Source organism: Dehalococcoidia bacterium, assembly GCA_022451965.1.
Classification (GTDB): Bacteria; Chloroflexota; Dehalococcoidia; order Lucifugimonadales; family Lucifugimonadaceae; genus TMED-70.
Map to the genome: position 1 here is coordinate 161,260 of JAKUNJ010000004.1, position 15,963 is coordinate 177,222.

Genomic DNA, 15,963 nt, shown 5'->3' on the forward strand with positions numbered 1-15,963 from the left:
TCAGGTATGAAATGAGAGCATTAATTAGTGTTTATGACAAAACTGGTTTAGATAAAATATGCAAGGTATTGACTTCCTTAAATTATGAAATTTTTTCAACTGGTGGTACGTTAAATCATATTAAAAATTTGCATATAAAAGCTCAATCTATATCAGAAATAACTGAATTTGATGAAATCTTAGACGGCAGAGTTAAGACTCTTCACCCAAAGATATACGGTGGAATTCTAGCAAATATATCTAATTCAAAACATCTTGAAGAATTAAGGAAATATAAAATTGAACCTTTTGATGTAATAATAAATAACTTATATCCTTTTGAAAGAGTTATTGAGGATCCAAATTCTTCAGAAGATGAAATAATAGAAAATATCGATATAGGAGGGCCTTCTATGCTTAGGGCTGCAGCAAAAAATTTTCATAGAGTATCTGTTCTTGTAGATCCTAATGACTATAAATGGTTTGCAGAGAAGTTGGTTTCTAAAACATTATCATTGCAAGATAGAAAAAAACTTGCATTCAAAGTATTCGATAGAACTTCTAAGTATGATGCAAATATTTCTCGATATCTAAACTCTAATTTTGATGAGAAAGATATTCCGGAAATATTAAAAATTTCTCAAAATAAATTATTTAATTTAAGATATGGAGAAAATCCTCATCAAAAATCAGGAATTTACTCTAATACTAATGAAGGAGTTGCTAATTCAAAACTATTACACGGTAAAGCAATGTCCTACTTGAATTTTCTAGATGCAGATGCAGCATTTTCTTCAGCTAATTTTTTTTCTGATCATACTGTAAGCATAATAAAACATACTAATGCTTGTGGTTTATCGTCAAATAATGATCAGTTAACTGCTTATCAAAATGCGCTAAAAGGTGATCCTATATCAGCATTTGGAGGAATAATAGGATTTAATACGGAAGTTCAACCAGATACTGCTAAAGAGATATCTAAAACTTTTTATGATGTTGTAATTGCTCCATCATATTCTGATCAAGCTTTTTTGATTTTGAGTAAGAAAAAAAATATTAGATTACTTTTGTCTAAATTTTCTAAAGAAAAATATGAATATAGAACTATTAATGGTGGTATCTTATTTCAAGAAAAAGATAACCAAATAGAAAAAGTAAGCGATTGGGATTTTGTAACAAAATCAAAGCCCAATATAGATTTATATGACGATCTTCTTTTTGCTTGGAATGCTACAAAATTTGTTAAGTCTAATGCAATTGTAATTGCTGAAGGAAAATCTATTTTAGGTATTGGGTCTGGTCAACCTAATAGAATCAATAGTGTTAACCTTGCGCTATCAAGAGCTAAGCAATTGTTGACTGAAAAATCAATTTTAGCTTCAGATGCATTCTTCCCTTTTCCTGACAGTATTGATATAGCATATGAACATAATATTAAGACGATTTTGCAACCAGGAGGTTCGTTGAAGGATAATGAAGTTATTCAAAGGGCAAATCAGTATGGAATTTCTATGATATTTACTAATAAAAGGCATTTTTCCCATTAATGATGAATGTTGAACTCATTTTCCCAGTTTTAAACGAGGCCAATTCCTTAAGAGCCCAATTAGAAAAAGTTAGAGGTTTCGTTTCAAAAAATCTTCAATATTCATTCAATATAACTGTAGTTGACAATGGATCTACTGATGAAACAAAATTGGTTATAAAAAAAATGATTAAAGAAAAAATTGTAGATAAATATATACATTTATCTGAAAGAGGTAGAGGAAGAGCTATTAAGACTGCAATAGATAAATCAAAAAGTGACATAGTCGCATACATGGATATAGATTTATCTACGGATCTAAAGTTTTTGATCCCACTTATAGACTCTATATACAAGTATGGATATGATATATCTATTGGATCCAGATTATCAAAAGGTTCAAAAGTTATTGGTAGAAAAATGATTAGAGAAATTACTTCTAGATCATATAACTTTATTATTAAGTTATTCTTTCCTTTTAGTGGGATAGATGATATGCAATGTGGATTTAAGGCCTTTAAGAGGACTAGAATAAATCAGATAATTAATAATGTTTCTAATAATAAATGGTTTTTTGATACTGAATTGATTATTATGGCGAGGAGTGAAAATCTAAAAATTGATCAAATACCAGTAGTTTGGGTGGATGATCCAAATACTAGTGTAAATATACTTACAACTGCTATTGAAGATTTAATTGGATTGATAAAGCTTAGATTAAAATTATTCAAAAAAATAGTATAATTATAAACCTATGACAAATAATGAAAAGATACCAATAAATAGATCTCTTATAGTTGGAGATACTTCTGAAGTTTATCATCACCGAACACTAAATATTTTGAGAAATGAAGGTTTAAACCCATTCGTGACTTATGAAATTGAAGCAATGTCAGAAGGAGTAGTTTGTGGTATAAATCAAATTATTGATTTGCTAGAGAATGTACTTCCTGAAGCTGATAGAGAACTATGGGCATTACAAGAAGGCAATGAAGTCTCTAAAGGCGAAGTTGTAATAAGAATTAGATCGAGATTTGCTAATTTTGGTCTTTATGAAACTTCAATGTTAGGTACATTAACTTCGTGTAGCTCTTGGGCTACTGCCGCTCATAATTGTGTTGTTGCGGCATCAGGTATACCTGTTGTAAGTTTTGCTTCAAGATCTGTTCATCCATCAGTTGCAGGCCAAGTTGATTATTCTGCATATATTGGAGGATGTTCTGCAGTGAGCTCAATTATTGGTGGTAAATTAACTAATACTACTCCCTCAGGAACTATGTCTCATTCACTAGTCCTTATAATGGGAGAAACAGTCAGAGCTGCACTAGCATTCGACAGACACATGGAGAAAAATGTACCGAGAGTTGTGTTAATTGATACCTTCAAAGATGAGGTAGAAGAGGCTATTCAAGTAGGTAAGGCCTTAAAAGAATCTCTGAGAGGTATTCGTATAGAAACTCCTCCTGAAAGAGGAGGTATTACTCCAAGTTTAGTTGAAGAAATATCTCTAAAACTTAAGGGTGAAAATATTGATAGAGCAGAAATTTATGTAAGTGGAGACTTATCTCCTGAAGATATATCTAAATATGTTGAAGAAAAATCGCCTGTCTCAGGTTTTGCGATAGATAATTACATAGCTAGAGGTTCTAATATTAAATTTAGAGCTGATATTAAGAATATTGATGGAAATGACATAGCTAGGCGAGGGAGAAAACCAGGAATAAATGTTTCTTCAAGGTTAAATAGAATTTTTTAGTAAAGATAACTCTAATACTTTTTTATCTTTCTTTTGGACATATGAATCAATTGATTGTCTAACTCCAATAATCCATAAAATCTGTTTTTCGGTGCAAAGTAAAAGCACATTTTCTTTCTTTTTTTTATTATTTGAAATGATTTTTTTTACTCTACTTGAAAATGCCATGTCTTTAGATTGATGCAACCTGTCTCCGTCTCTTTTTGATCTGATATATAAATTTTTATTAATAAATTTTTCACTTATAAATATTTTATTTTCATTATTTATAATCAGATTTGATGGAGTATTTATTATTTTAGAAACTAATGTTATTTGTTCATTAATTCTTGCTTTACCAGGCATTTTTATTTTTAACTTGAAATCCTCTTGTTTCCTCTTATTCTTAAGGTTTTCAAGAATAAAATAACCATCTTTTTCATTTAAAATAATATCACCAGGTAAATTCTCAGATTTTGATTTTCCTAATAGCACATCTTCAATCATTTGATGGTGATCATAAGAAAAAAAATATCCTTTTTCAGAATTTTTTAAATTATTTAATCTATCTAAAATAATTGCTTTTGCTTGGGCTAAGTTCATTCCTTCAAATTCATTATTATAAAGAATTTTATTACTTGATTCTTTATCAATTATTTTAGATAAATTATTAATCGACTTTCTTATGTTAGGATTAATTTTTTCCAGTTCTGGAATAATCTTGTTTCTAATTAAGTTTCTTGAATAAAAATTTGATTTATTCGACCTATCCAATCTAAACTTAATTTTTTTTTCTTTACATAATTTTTCTATTTCTTTTTTTTGAATATCAATCAAAGGCCGAAAAAGAGTAATTCTTTTTTTATTTCTTTGAATTATTTTTTTGCTTCTTATTCCTTTTAATCCATTAATATTTGTTCCTCTAGTAATATTCAAAAGAATAGTTTCAATGTGGTCATCTTGATTATGACCTAAGAAAATATAACTAGTATCTAATTTCCTAGATAGATCAAAAAACTTTTGAATTCTATAATTTCTTGCCTTTTCTTGAATTCCTGACTTATGAGAACTCAAGTCAAATTCAAATTTAAGTAGTCTTAAGTTTAATTTTTTACAACTTTCAATTACCATTAGTTCATCATTATCAGAATCTGTTCCTCTTAATTTGAAATTTATATGGCAAACAATTATATTTTCTTTAGCATTCTTGATTTTTTGGTAAAGTATATTTAATAATAATGTTGAATCGGGTCCACCTGAACATCCAACTATTATTTTCTTTTTCCCTGCAAGAACATTATTAGGAATTCTTTTATATATAAGATAATCTGAACTATGTTTTAACATTTTTCTTAATAAAGTTTGAAGGAACTCTAATTTGAACCTTGATTATTTTATTTTTATCAATTTCTGAAATTGTAAATCTTGATCCATTAAAATTTGTCCTAGCATCCTTTTCTGGAATTGTTTGTAATCTATCTATTATAAATCCACCTAAAGTTTCATATCTTCCTTCAGGAATATCTAATTTAATTTCATCATTTATTTCGTCAATAGATATTCCTCCGTCAGCAAGAAATGTATCATTTCCTACTTTTACTATTTTTTTTACTGGTGATTCACCTTCTTCTCCAATTTCTCCTACTATTTTCTCAATACATCTAGATAATGTTAATAATCCTGAAATATCTCCGAATTCATCTATTGCTAGTGTCATCTTATTTCCGCTATTTTGAAATTCTTCTAATAGATCATCTAAGATTTTCATTTCTGGAGAAAACATTACTTCTCTCATAATCAAATTTACGGGTTTAGATTTGTCAGATTTTTCATCTGATAGATATACCATCACATCTTTCACACTTATTATTCCAACAACCTCATCTAATGACTTATTACAAACAGGAAATCTTGTATGAGGGCTTTTTTTATATATTTTTAGAAACGAACTTAGACTTAAGTTTTGATCAATCCAAATAATTTCTGGCCTAGGTGTCATTATATCTTTTATTTCTGTTTCACTAAATCTAAATATATTTTCTAACATTTCGCCTTGTGAGGATTCTACTGTTCCTTCTTCTTCTCCAATATCAATCAATTTTCTTAATTCTCCTGTTGTAACAGCAGGATTATCATTTATAGATTCCTTTAGTAAAGTTTTAGTTATAACTTTAGGTATAAGTGTAAATGTCCACACAGCAGGTCCTGAAATTTTCATTAATCCTCTAATGATTCTGATAACAAATAAAGACCATTGATCAGCTACTCTTGTAGATAAAGATTTAGGAGTTAGTTCTCCAAAACTCACAACTATTATTGTTGAAATAATCGTAGCTATAATCACTCCATTTACTGATCCAGATCCAAAAATGTTCAGGACTAAGGCTCCTACTAATGTTGCTATAAGAACATTTAGTAAATTTCCGAAAAGTAGTAAAGTACCAAAAAACTTTTCATTTTCTTCCAAAGTTTTTTCTATAGCCATTGCTTTTTTATTACCCTGATCAGATAGATGTTTTATTCTGACTTTATTAACTGCTATGATAGAAGCTTCAGATGCACTGATAAATGCACTTCCCATTAATGCAAAAATTATAATTATTATTAAAACTAACACATTAAGATTCTACATCATAATTTAAATTTTAATAAAATTTGTTTCTATGCCTCTAGGATATCAAGAGACTCATCTTCAATTTCTATTGAAGGATTCATTATCAGACCTTCAATTTCATTTGATATTTCTTGGTTATTCTTAAGAAATTTTCTTACAGACTCTCTTCCTTGTCCAAGTCTTTCTCCCTTAAACGAGTAAAACGAACCATTTTTTTCAACGATATTTCTTGATACACCTATGTCTAAAAGTTCCCCTTCTTTTGAAATACCTTCGTTATACAATATCTCTATTTCTGATTTTTTAAACGGTGGAGCTACTTTATTCTTAACAACTCTTACTCTGACCTTATTTCCAACAAGCTCCTCTCCAATTTTTAGAGATTCTGATCTTCTTAAATCTATCCTCACTGAACTATAAAATTTAAGAGCCCTACCTCCTGGTGTTACTTCAGGAGAACCAAATATTACTCCTACCTTTTCTCTTAATTGATTAATGAAAACGCAAGTAGTATTTGTTTTATGAATTGTTGAGGTTAGTTTTCTTAATGCTTGTGACATTAATCTTGCTTGTGCACCAATGTGGTAGTCTCCCATTTCACCTTCTAATTCTGCATTAGGCACTAGCGCTGCAACAGAGTCTACTACGATAATATCTAGTGCACCTGATCTCACAAGGTGATCTGTAATCTCTAGGGCTTCTTCAGCTGAGTTAGGTTGGGATATTAGAAGCTCCTGATTATTAACACCTATTTTGCTAGCATAGCTGGGATCCATTGCATGTTCTACATCTATATATGCCGCTTGCCCTCCATTTTTTTGTGCTTGGGCAATACATGATAACGCTAATGTACTTTTTCCTGCACTTTCTGCTCCAAATATTTCAACAATTCTTCCTCTTGGCAGGCCGCCTATTCCAAGCGCGATATCTAGCCCAATTGATCCAGTTGATATAGACTGAATTGATTCATCAATTTCAGAGCTTTCACTCATTCGCATTACTGCACCTTTTCCAAAGCTTTTTTCTATTTGTTCAATTGTAAGCTCAATAGTTCCGTTTTCTTTTTTTTGAGTTTTTTTTCTTGCCACTTTTTATCTCCAAATTTTATATATATCATTAATATAGCACAAATGTTCTAAATCATTCAAGACAGCTGTCAATAAACGTACAAGCATTTTTCTTTAGTCAGGTCTAGCCTCTAAATTAACCTCTAAATTTAGGTATTTATAATCTCTAACTACTTCTATTTTTACTATATCCCCAGGTTCAGTGTTAAGTGCTAAATAGGATATTAAGTCTTCAAATGTATTTATTTTAAAGTTATCAATTTTTGTTATTATGTCACCATCATAATTTATGCTTGACATTGAAGAAGATGAATCACCTAAAATACCTGATTTATCTGCAGGCCCATTAGATAAAACATTGAGTATCAGTATTCCCTTGAAGTTTTCTTCTATATCAGCTCTTATCCTTGTTCCGAAATCTAAATTTAAGGCAGTTATTCCTAGATATGAATATTTGTGATCTTTCCCATTAATAATACTTTTTACCACTCTTTTGGCTAAATTTATTGGTACAGCAAATCCAACGCCTGAATTTTGCCTTGAACTACTTTTTATTTGAGTATTTATTCCAATCACCTTACCATCCTTATTGAGCAGAGGGCCACCAGAATTTCCTGGATTTATTGCAGCATCTGTTTGGATTACACTTGGAATCTTATATGGAGTAAATGTTGAATCTAAAGATCTACCAATGGCACTAACGATACCGGTAGTCATGGTAAATTCTTGATCAAAGGGGCTGCCAATTGCTATAGTCAAGTCGCCTGGAGATATAAGATCAGAGTCATATAACTCAAGAGGAGATAATGCATTTATTTTTTCATCATTATTAGGATTATAAATTTTTATGATTGCCAAATCAGCAGAAGAATCTAATCCAACTATATTTGCTAAGTATTCATCGTTATTAATTGTTCTTACCACAATTATAGGGTTATTATTAGATACGGCTGGTTGAATAACATGATAATTAGTTAGTATATTCCCATTATTATCCCAAAGAAAACCTGAACCTGTTCCAATTTTATTGTCTGGGATCCCTGATAGATCTCTAGAATACAAATCTATTTGAACAACTGATTTAGTTGATTTAATGTAAATATCTTTATATTTATTTTCTGAATCTTCTAATGGTTTATTTTCTTGAATAACTAAATCTGACTCTTCTGGTGTATCCCATTGATCATTATCACATGAAACAAAAAATAAAGATAAGATTGTTATGAATGTGTAGAGTTTCATAATCATACTTTTAACCTTATATCATAATGTTGAAAATTTTAGGAATCAGTAAAGTTTTTATAAGAAAATTCATAATCTGAAGAGATTGGATATCTTCTATCTCTTCCAAAGGCCAAAGGAGTTATCTTTACTCCTGGTGGTGACTGTCTTCTTTTGTATTCATTTCTATCAATCATTCTCAAAATTTCAATTATTCTTTCTTCTGACATTATTGATGTTACATCTGAAGAGTTTAATATTTCTTCTATACTTTGTTTTTGTTCAATATATTTTTCAATAATCTTATCTAAAATTCCATAGTCAGGTAAAGTATCCTTATCAAACTGATTTGGTCGCAACTCAGCTGATGGAGGTTTAATTAATATATTCTTTGGTATTATTTCTAAATCGGAGGTCTCATTTATATGATTAGCTAGTTTGTATACTAATGTTTTAGGTACATCTTTTAGAACAGAAAAACCACCAGCCATGTCTCCATATAGAGTGGCATATCCAGTTGCCATTTCAGATTTATTCCCTGTGGAAAGGACAAGCCAAGAAAATTTATTTGATATTGCCATTATTAAATTACCTCTTATCCGAGATTGTAAATTTTCCTCTGCATTATTTTCTTTGGTTCCTTGAAAAATATTTTTTAATGTTCCTAATATAGAATTATGAGAATCTTTTATTGGAATATTGATAAGTTCAATGCCTAGGTTATTACAAAGCCCTTCGGAGTCTATTATTGAATGACTTGAGGAATATTTAGAAGGCAATGTTACTACTTTTACATTTTCTTTACCAACAGCCATAACTGCAATATAAGTAACTAAAGCAGAATCAATTCCACCAGATAAACTTACTAAACATTTTTCGAATCCATTTTTCCAAGCATAGTCTTTAGTTCCTAATATAAGAGCATTCAATATATCGTCTAGTTCATTTGATTCTTTTATTTCTCCTAAAGACTTAATTTCATTATGGTTATTAATTTTAATATCTTTTTCTATAATCGTGTAAATATGATTTTCTGATTTTTCTTTATAATTTATTTTTTTTGAAATTTCTAAATCAATTATTTCGTCTTTTTCTTCAAAGCTAGGTAAATAGGATATAATTTTGCCCTTATTATTTATAACCATTGAACTACCGTCGAAGATCAACTCATCTTGGCCCCCAACACTATTTATATATACCAAGTGTGAATTACATTCTTTAGCAACTTTACTAAGGTGTGTTTTTCTTAATTCTTTTTTATTTAAGTCATAAGGAGATCCATTTATGTTTAGTAGAAGATTACAATTTAGCTTTGACTGTAATTTACAAATTTCAAAATCATCCCATATATCCTCGCAAATACTTATTCCTATTTTTATATCTTTATTATTTAAAACAACTAATTCTTTTCCTCTAGTAAAATATCTTTTTTCATCAAATACTCCATAATTTGGTAATTTATTTTTTCTATATATAGCTAATAGTTTTTTGCGTGAGATAATAGCTGCTGCATTATAAGTTCCGAATTTATCTTTATCAATGAAACCAACTATCGCTGTTATATTTTTAGAATGATTAATTATTTGGTTTATAGCTTTTTTATTATTTTCTATAAACTTATCACTTAGAACTAGATCTTCTGGGGGATACCCAGTAACTGAGAGCTCTGGAAAGCATATAATATCACATTCTTTACTTTCAGCTTCAGATATTTTTTTAATTATTTTTTCAGAATTAATATCTAAAGATCCCACTTTAGTATTAATTTGATTCATTGATATCCTGATACTAGACATCTGTATATCTCAGTCCTAATTCACTTTTCTAAAGTATCCTTTTACATCGGGTAAGTTTGAATTCCCCTGAAGAAAAGTATCTATTTTTTTTGCACAAGATCTTCCACTAGCAATAGCATGAACTACTAGAGACTGACCTCTTTGCATATCACCACAAGAAAATATTTTATTAATATTTGTCATAAGATTTTCATCTGTTTTGACATTACCTCTGTCATCAAAATTTACTCCAAGATCATCTAATAAACCTTCTTGTAAGGGATGGACAAATCCCATAGCTAAAAGAACGAGTTCCGATTTGATTTCAAAATTACTATTTTCTATTTTTTCCATAGTATATTTACCTGAACTATCTTTTTTCCATTCAACTTTTTCACATATCATTTTTTCTAATTTTTCTGTTCCTTTAAACTCTTTAGTTAATATGCTATATTCCCTGTTGCCACCCTCTTCATGAGCTGAAGAAGTGCGTAATATCATGGGCCACTCCGGCCAAGGATTATCTGCTGCTCTACCTTCAGGGGGCTCAGGCATGATTTCAATTTGAGTTATTTTTTTTGCTCCTTGTCGAATTGAAGTACCTAAACAATCCGCTCCAGTATCCCCACCACCGATAATAACTACATTTTTATCTTTTGCAGTAATATCCCTGTCTTTTGGATTATCATTCCATCTATTTTGTTCGGAAAGAAAGTCCATAGCAAAATGTACACCATCTAATTCCCTTCCTTTTATAGGAAGGTCTCTAGGAACTGTAGAACCTCCTGCAAGACAGATTGAGTCAAAAGTCTCTAGAAGTTCTTTAGCTTTTATGTCTATGCCAACATCAACTGAACATTTAAAAATTATTCCTTCTTGTGAAAGAAGCTTAATTCTTCTTTCAACTACTGATTTTTCAAGCTTAAATTCAGGTATCCCAAATCTTAATAATCCTCCAGGTTTTTCACTTTTTTCAAAAACTGTAATTTCATGCCCAGCCCTATTCAACTGTTGTGCTGCGGCAAGACCGGCAGGTCCTGAACCAATTATAGCTATTTTTTTACCTGTTCTAATTTTTGGAGGCTCAGGTTTTACTAGGCCAGACTCCCAAGCTTTCTCAATTATATTTTTTTCTATCATTTCTATGGAAACGGGGTCATTATTTATAGAAAGAGTACAAGAAGCTTCGCAAGGTGCTGGACATATTCTTCCGGTAAATTCAGGAAAATTATTAGTCGCAGATAATCTCAAGTATGCAGATTCCCAGTCCTCTTTATAAACTAGATCATTAAATTCAGGTATAAGATTTCCTAAGGGACATCCATTATTACAAAAAGGAACTCCACAGTCCATACACCTAGATGCTTGAGCTTTAGTCTCCTCTTTTGTCCAAGGAATGTAAATTTCTTTCCAGTTCTTAACTCTTTCTGCTACTGGCTTTCTTTTTTCTGTATTTCTTTTTTGGTTTTTAAATCCTGAGATGCTACCCATTTACTTTCTCTCTGTTTATGTCTTTTGATTTATATAATATCTTAGCGTAATCTCTTGGTATTATTTTCTTAAATTGTCTTAATTCATCTTTCCAATTATTTAGAATTCTTTCTGCTATTTTTGATGATGTATATTTTCTATGATCACTTACCATTTTATATAGTTTTTTATCGTCATCAGATTGTTCGATAACATATTCTATATCTGATAATTCAGAATTAAAGTTTTCAATAAATTGATCATTTGGATCATAAACAAAGGAAATACCTCCACTCATACCTGCTCCAAAATTTCTTCCAACTTCACCAAGAACCACTATTGTTCCTCCTGTCATATATTCACAGCCATGATTTCCTATACCTTCTACAACAGCTTTAGCTGCAGAATTCCTTACCCCAAATCTTTCACCTGCTTTTCCATTAATATACACCTCTCCTCCTGTAGAACCATAAAGAGCAACATTTCCTATAATTACATTATTTTCTGGAATAAAAGATGAATTTTTAATATTTGGTTTAACCACTATTTTGCCTCCAGATAACCCTTTTGCAAAATAATCATTCGCATCTCCTCTAAGGTAAAAACTAATTCCTTTTGATAAAAAAGCACCAAAACTTTGACCAGCAGATCCTTCAAAGTTTATTTTAAGAGTATCTTCTGGTAGTCCATTATCACCATATAATTTTGTTAATTTACCGGAAATAATAGCTCCAACTGTTCTATTGGTATTATTTATATTAAAATCTAATTCTGTTTTTTGATTAGATATCTTCTCAAGGTTCAAATTAGATAATATTGTTTGATCTAGAGCAAGTTCTAACTGATGATCTTGAGAAGTTGAACAATAATTTTCAAAACCTTCAATGCCTGACGGTTTATAAAGTATTTTTGATAAATCTATTTTATTAGCTTTCCAGTGATCTATATCTTTTCTCTGTTTCAGCTTATCCACTCTGCCTACCATCTCATTAACTGTTTTGAAACCCAGAGCTGCCATTTCGCTTCTGAGACTTTGTGCTAAAAATCTAAAATAGTTAATTACTGCTTCTGGAGTTCCTTTGAATAATTTTCTTAATTCTGGGTCTTGCGTTGCTACGCCTACGGAGCATGTGTTTAGATGACATTTTCTAAGCATAATACAACCCATAGTTATTAAAGAAGCAGTTGCTACTCCCCACTCCTCTGCTCCAAGCATAGTCGCTATAGCTACATCTTTTCCTGTTTTTAGTTGCCCGTCAGTTTGAAGAATTATTCTATCTCTAAGCCCTTGCTCAACTAAAACTTGTTGAGTCTCTGCTACTCCTAATTCCCAAGGAAGTCCAGCATGTCTAATCGATGATATTGGAGACGCTCCAGTTCCTCCTGAAAAACCAGATATCAATACTACATCAGCTTTTCCTTTAGATACTCCAGCTGCAATAATGCCAACACCTACTTCGGATACTAATTTTACATGTATTCTTGCTTTTTCATTAACATTTTTGAGATCATGAATTAGCTGAGCCATATCCTCAATAGAATAAATATCATGATGAGGAGGAGGGGAAATAAGCTCAACTCCCGGTGTAGTTTTTCTGATTGATGCAATGTATTCTGATATTTTATGCCCAGGTATTTCTCCCCCCTCACCTGGCTTTGCTCCTTGAGCCATTTTTATTTGTATGTCTCTTGAATTTACTAAATAATTTGTATTTACTCCAAATCTTCCTGATGCAACCTGCTTGACTGCAGAATTTCGTGAATCTCCATTTGAATCAGGTTTATATCTTGTTTCATCTTCTCCCCCTTCACCTGTATTTGACCTTGCTCCTATTCTATTCATTGCTATAGCTAATGTTTCATGAGCTTCTCTTGATATAGAACCTAAAGAAATCGCACCTGTTGCAAATCTTTTTAAGATTTCAATTTCAGGCTCAACATCTTCTAGCTTTATTGATTTTGAATTTTTGTAGTCAATCTCAAGTAAATTTCTTATAGTGATATCACCATAATAATCCTTATTTGCCGCATCCTCGAATTTTTTATAGGTTTCTAAATCATTTTGAGTTGATGACTTTTGAAGGAGTGAAATAGTTTCAGGAGACCACATATGTCTTTCACCTGTACCTCTCCATAAGTAAAGTCCACCTAAATCGAGCTTAAGGTTTGAAGGTATTTGAGAGTCAGAAAATGCGTTTTTATGAAAAAGTAAATAATCATCGCTAATCTCATCAATACCAATTCCACTAATTCTTGAAGGGGTCCAAGTAAAAGATTTATTAATTAATTCTTCTCCAATACCTAAAGCTTCAAATTGTTGTGCCCCCATGTAACCTTGAAGAGTTGAAATACCCATTTTTGACATTGTTTTCAAAACTCCAGATATCGCAGCCTTACAAAATTTTTCCTGATTTTTTCTAAAATTTTCTGAATCTGAAAAACTTCTTACTGTATCCAGTGCAATAAAAGGATTGATGGCTGATATTCCATAGCCAAAAAGTAATGCAAAGTGATGAACTTCTCTTGCTTCACCAGTTTCATACACTAAATCTACTTTATCTCTTAAATTATTTCTAATTAAGTGATGATGTAATGTACCCGCAACTAGTAAAGAAGGTAAAGCTGCTTTATTTTTAGTAACACCTCTATCAGAAAGTATGATGATAGAAACTTTATTTTTAATTAAGTTTTCTGCTTCAATCTTAATTTTTTCAAGGCATTCTATAAAACCATCTTTGCCTTTTACAACATCATATGTAGTAGAAATTTTTCTTGACTTAATCCCATTATGCTGAATGCTTAGGAGCTTGGATATTTCCTCATTAAGCATTATAGGCCTTTCTATTTTTACCAATTCAGAATGTTCTGGTGTTTCAGATAATAAATTCTCTCTTTTTCCAACTAAAATACTCATTTGGGTGACCATTTTTTCCCTAATTGGATCTAGGGGAGGATTAGATACTTGAGCAAAAAGTTGTTTAAAGTATGAAAATAAATTTTGAGGTTTATCTGAAAGAATAGCTAGAGGAGCATCATTACCCATAGAACCATTTGGTTGGTTACCACTTTCACTCATAGGTTTTATAATCACTTCTATATCTTCATTTGAATATCCATAAGATATTTGTTGTTCTAGTAGAGCTGATCCTTCAAAAGCTTCTTCATTTTTGCCTTCTTCTATGTCATCTAAGTTAATTGATTTCTGATTTACCCATTTTGAGTAGGGTTGCTTATCAACTAACTTTTCTATTATTTCTTCTGAATCAATTATTCTACCTTGCTCAAAGTCGACTAGAAATCCTTTACCTGGAGTCATTCTAGACTTGAGTTTTATATTTTCTGAATCAACTTTTAGGACTCCTGTTTCTGAGGACATAATAAGGATGTCATCATTAGTAACTGTATATCTAAAAGGCCTAAATCCATTTCTATCTAGACAAGCACCCAATTTATCTCCATCTGTAAATGCAATCATTGCGGGACCATCCCAAGGTTCCATTAGGCCAGCATGATACTGATAAAAATCTTTAGTTTTCTGGTCCATCTGTTCATTGTGGTCCCATGCAGCGGGTATCATCATAGAAGCAACATGCTCAATTGACCTACCACCATGAAATAATAATTCAAACACATTATCTAATGAAGCTGTGTCAGAAGCATCTTCTTCACAAATTGGCAAAATATCTGTTTTTTTGTAAAATTTTGAAGTTAAGATATTATTTTCCTTAGCTTTCATCCAGTTTCTATTGCCTCTAACAGTATTAATTTCCCCATTATGAGCAAGCATTCTATAAGGATGTGCCAATTTCCATGACCCTAAAGTGTTCGTTGAAAATCTTGAATGAACCAACCCAAAGCAGCTTTCTATTTTTTCAGAATTGAGGTCGTTATAAAAATTTGCGAGCTGTTCTGTTCTTAGTAGTCCTTTGTAAACTATTATTTTGTTTGATAATGAACATATATAAAATTCATTATCAATAATTAGCTTGTTTTGAGGGTTCTTAATCAAATTAATTCTATTTTCAATAATTTTTCTCAAAATATATAATTCTTTACCAAAGTTATTTTTGTTCTTGGAATTATTCTCAATAAATATTTGTTTTATATTAGGCATAGCCTCTTTAGACCATTTACCTATTTTTTTTGGGTTAGTAGGCACATCTCTAATGTGTAAAAGACTTAGTGAATTTTCTTCAAGTTCACTTTTAATGATATTAATTATTTCCCTTTGAAGACTATTTTCAGTAGGTAAGAAAATAATTCCAGTTGCATAATTCCCTACATTTGGTAAATTTACATTATCTTTTGCCAACTCTTCTCTGTAAAATTTATCAGGTATTTGAATTGTAATACCTGCTCCATCTCCAGTTTCTGGATCACAACCACATGCTCCTCTATGCTCCAGATTTACAAGAACTTCTAAGGAATTCTTAACTATAGTATTAGACTTAGTCCCTTTGATATTAGCAACAACACCAACACCGCATGCATCTTTATCTAAGTGGTAACTGCAAAGACCTTGGGTCTTCAAGTTATCTAATTTTTTTAAGAGCATATTTTTCTTAAACATAATCTTT

The 15,963-nt window shown here is 30.8% G+C and carries 10 protein-coding genes; 3 read left to right on the forward strand and 7 right to left on the reverse strand.

All coding sequences use genetic code 11. The features are described 5' to 3' along the window. The first annotated feature begins 11 nt into the window (after positions 1-11). The 3 genes from purH to MK083_02710 are packed head-to-tail and all read left to right on the forward strand — an operon-like array spanning position 12 to position 3,260. Positions 12-1,526, forward strand: coding sequence for a bifunctional phosphoribosylaminoimidazolecarboxamide formyltransferase/IMP cyclohydrolase (gene purH, locus MK083_02700; GenBank protein ID MCH2673365.1), 1,515 nt, complete (start codon positions 12-14; stop codon positions 1,524-1,526). Next, on the forward strand, positions 1,526-2,248 hold the full coding sequence (locus MK083_02705) for a glycosyltransferase (GenBank protein ID MCH2673366.1): 723 nt from the start codon (positions 1,526-1,528) through the stop codon (positions 2,246-2,248). Before purH ends, MK083_02705 begins: the two co-directional genes overlap by 1 nt. 10 nt (positions 2,249-2,258) lie before the next feature. Next, positions 2,259-3,260, forward strand: coding sequence for a nicotinate phosphoribosyltransferase (locus MK083_02710; protein MCH2673367.1), 1,002 nt, complete (start codon positions 2,259-2,261; stop codon positions 3,258-3,260). Here the strand turns inward: MK083_02710 and tilS are convergent. The 7 genes from tilS to gltB form a co-directional block, all read right to left on the reverse strand. Then, positions 3,243-4,586, reverse strand: coding sequence for a tRNA lysidine(34) synthetase TilS (gene tilS, locus MK083_02715; GenBank protein MCH2673368.1), 1,344 nt, complete (start codon positions 4,584-4,586; stop codon positions 3,243-3,245). The two genes, MK083_02710 and tilS, sit on opposite strands and share 18 nt — an antisense overlap. Further along, a complete protein-coding gene (locus tag MK083_02720; GenBank protein ID MCH2673369.1) occupies positions 4,573-5,856 on the reverse strand; it encodes a hemolysin family protein in 1,284 nt (427 codons plus the stop codon). Before MK083_02720 ends, tilS begins: the two co-directional genes overlap by 14 nt. A gap of 44 nt (positions 5,857-5,900) precedes the next feature. Continuing rightward, on the reverse strand, positions 5,901-6,902 hold the full coding sequence (recA, locus tag MK083_02725) for a recombinase RecA (GenBank protein MCH2673370.1): 1,002 nt from the start codon (positions 6,900-6,902) through the stop codon (positions 5,901-5,903). A gap of 132 nt (positions 6,903-7,034) precedes the next feature. Then, the gene (locus MK083_02730) at positions 7,035-8,162 is read right to left on the reverse strand and encodes a trypsin-like peptidase domain-containing protein (GenBank protein ID MCH2673371.1); all 1,128 of its coding nucleotides are present in this window, start codon (positions 8,160-8,162) and stop codon (positions 7,035-7,037) included. A 38-nt stretch (positions 8,163-8,200) separates the two neighbouring features. Beyond that, positions 8,201-9,916 carry an NAD+ synthase gene (locus MK083_02735; GenBank protein MCH2673372.1) on the reverse strand — a complete coding sequence of 572 codons (1,716 nt, stop codon included), beginning with the start codon at positions 9,914-9,916 and terminating at the stop codon, positions 8,201-8,203. A 36-nt stretch (positions 9,917-9,952) separates the two neighbouring features. Beyond that, a complete protein-coding gene (locus MK083_02740; GenBank protein ID MCH2673373.1) occupies positions 9,953-11,407 on the reverse strand; it encodes a glutamate synthase subunit beta in 1,455 nt (484 codons plus the stop codon). Then, a complete protein-coding gene (gene gltB, locus MK083_02745; GenBank protein ID MCH2673374.1) occupies positions 11,400-15,941 on the reverse strand; it encodes a glutamate synthase large subunit in 4,542 nt (1,513 codons plus the stop codon). The genes MK083_02740 and gltB overlap by 8 nt, the downstream gene beginning before the upstream one ends. Between the last annotated feature and the right edge of the window lie 22 nt (positions 15,942-15,963).

Coding starts and splice junctions, on each gene's coding strand:
- purH (MCH2673365.1), top strand. CDS start 12: ATGAGAGCATTAATTAGTGTTTATGACAAAACTGGTTTAGATAAAATA.
- MK083_02705 (MCH2673366.1), top strand. CDS start 1,526: ATGATGAATGTTGAACTCATTTTCCCAGTTTTAAACGAGGCCAATTCC.
- MK083_02710 (MCH2673367.1), top strand. CDS start 2,259: ATGACAAATAATGAAAAGATACCAATAAATAGATCTCTTATAGTTGGA.
- tilS (MCH2673368.1), bottom strand. CDS start 4,586: ATGTTAAAACATAGTTCAGATTATCTTATATATAAAAGAATTCCTAAT.
- MK083_02730 (MCH2673371.1), bottom strand. CDS start 8,162: ATGAAACTCTACACATTCATAACAATCTTATCTTTATTTTTTGTTTCA.
- MK083_02735 (MCH2673372.1), bottom strand. CDS start 9,916: ATGAATCAAATTAATACTAAAGTGGGATCTTTAGATATTAATTCTGAA.
- MK083_02740 (MCH2673373.1), bottom strand. CDS start 11,407: ATGGGTAGCATCTCAGGATTTAAAAACCAAAAAAGAAATACAGAAAAA.
- gltB (MCH2673374.1), bottom strand. CDS start 15,941: ATGCTCTTAAAAAAATTAGATAACTTGAAGACCCAAGGTCTTTGCAGT.